This window comes from Streptomyces sparsus, assembly GCF_054776295.1.
In genome coordinates, this window is the sequence record NZ_BAAHCA010001284.1 from 1 (window position 1) to 1,084 (window position 1,084).

Here is a 1,084-nt window from a genome sequence, read left to right on the forward strand (position 1 = left end):
GGTGGGCGGCGCGTCGCTCCGGTGCTGCGGGGGGACGTGCGCGGACGCGTCGGGGGACGCGTCGGCCGCCGGGTCGGTGGCGCCCTGCGGGGGCTGCTGGTGCGAACGGTGCACGGCTGCTTCATGGGACACGGCGCACACTCTCGGGCAACCGGGTGTACGGCACGGGAACGGCGGGCCAACACCGCTGTCCTTCCCGCGGCTGCCGGGACGGCGTGCGGGGAATCCGCGGGAAGTGGTGGCGCGGGAGGAAGTGGTGGCGCCGAAGTGGTGGAGACCGCGGTGGGGTCTGCCTAAGATCGAACACCGCCAGGTCGCTGCACCGTCGCACGACCCTCGCCGCCGCCGGGAGGCCCCATGCACCGCCACAGGTCCGCGCTCTCCGTCTCCGCCGTCGCCGCACTCGTGCTGGGCGCCCCACTGCTCACCGGGTGCGGGGAGGCGGCACACCCGGGAGCGGCGGCCGTCATCGACGGGCAGCGGATCACGGTCAGCCAGGTGCAGTCCCGCGCCGAGTCGGTGCGCGAGGCTCAGCGGGCCGACCCGCAGAGCGCCCAGCTCATCCAGAGCACCGGACCGCTGTCCCGGTACACGCTGAACGGCATGATCCGGGAGAAGGTCGTCGAGCGGGCCGCCGAGGAGGAGAACGTCCGGGTGAGTCGCGGGGACGTGCAGGAGTTCCGGGCCGAACGCACCCAGGAGGCGGGCGGCGCCGACGCGCTGCGCGCCCAGATGCTCCAGGAGCGCGCGGTGGCGCCCGAGCAGATCGACGAGGTGCTGCGCATGGACCTGATCGTGCTGAAGATCGCGGAGTCGCTCGGCGTGGACCTCAACAGCCCGGACGCCGGTGAGGTCATGGACCGCACCTTCGTGGAGACCGCCGAGGGCATGGGCATCGACATCAGCCCCCGGTTCGGGGAGTGGAGCAACGAGCAGGTCTCGCTGACCGGTTCCGAGGAGCCCTGGCTCAAGGAGTCCCCGCAGTCCCCGCAGCCTGCCTGACGCTGGACCGCCGCCCCCGGCCGGACGGCCCTTCCGGGGTTCCGCGGCCGGCCTGGCGCTCGGCGCCCGGACGGCTGCGGGC

At 74.1% G+C, this 1,084-nt stretch carries 1 protein-coding gene; it reads left to right on the plus strand.

All coding sequences use genetic code 11. The annotated features are described in order from the left end of the window. The first annotated feature begins 357 nt into the window (after positions 1-357). A complete protein-coding gene (locus ACYVE9_RS27925; RefSeq protein ID WP_461030674.1) occupies positions 358-1,002 on the plus strand; it encodes a SurA N-terminal domain-containing protein in 645 nt (214 codons plus the stop codon). Positions 1,003-1,084 lie beyond the last annotated feature (82 nt).